The sequence below is a fragment of the Vibrio sp. 10N.222.52.B7 genome (genome assembly GCF_041474275.1).
Taxonomy (GTDB): Bacteria; Pseudomonadota; Gammaproteobacteria; order Enterobacterales; family Vibrionaceae; genus Vibrio; species Vibrio crassostreae_C.
Window position 1 is genome coordinate 1 of sequence record NZ_JBFRTU010000250.1, and the last position, 353, is coordinate 353.

1 pseudogene is annotated in these 353 nt (G+C 44.2%); it reads right to left on the reverse strand.

What is annotated here, in order from left to right:
* Positions 1-170 precede the first annotated feature (170 nt).
* Positions 171-353, reverse strand: a pseudogene (locus tag AB4512_RS22670) (chromosome partitioning protein ParB); the annotation flags it as partial.

Below are 353 nucleotides of genomic sequence, written 5' to 3' on the forward strand. Positions count from 1 at the left end.
ACCACGCCGTAACGGTGATCGTTATGCTGAGCAATATTAGAAAGTGTATGTAGAAAAGTGTTGGTTGGGTTTGTCATAGTTAGCGTCCAGATTCATCTAAACACAGTTTATCACAGCCAAATAAAAAGCCGCATAAAGCGGCTTTAGAGGAGTAATGAAAAGTCGTCGACTTAGTCGAGCTTCGATTGTACGAAGGCGAGGATTTCTTCCATTGTTGCGTCATCAACTTTCTTAAGGTTCAACGCCAAGTTTGAACCCTTGCGGCTGTATGATACGCGGCCCTTAATAAGCTCAACTTTTGGAGAAGCTTTCTTCGCTGGCGCTGGCGCCAATTCAAGAATCCAACCTTCCAA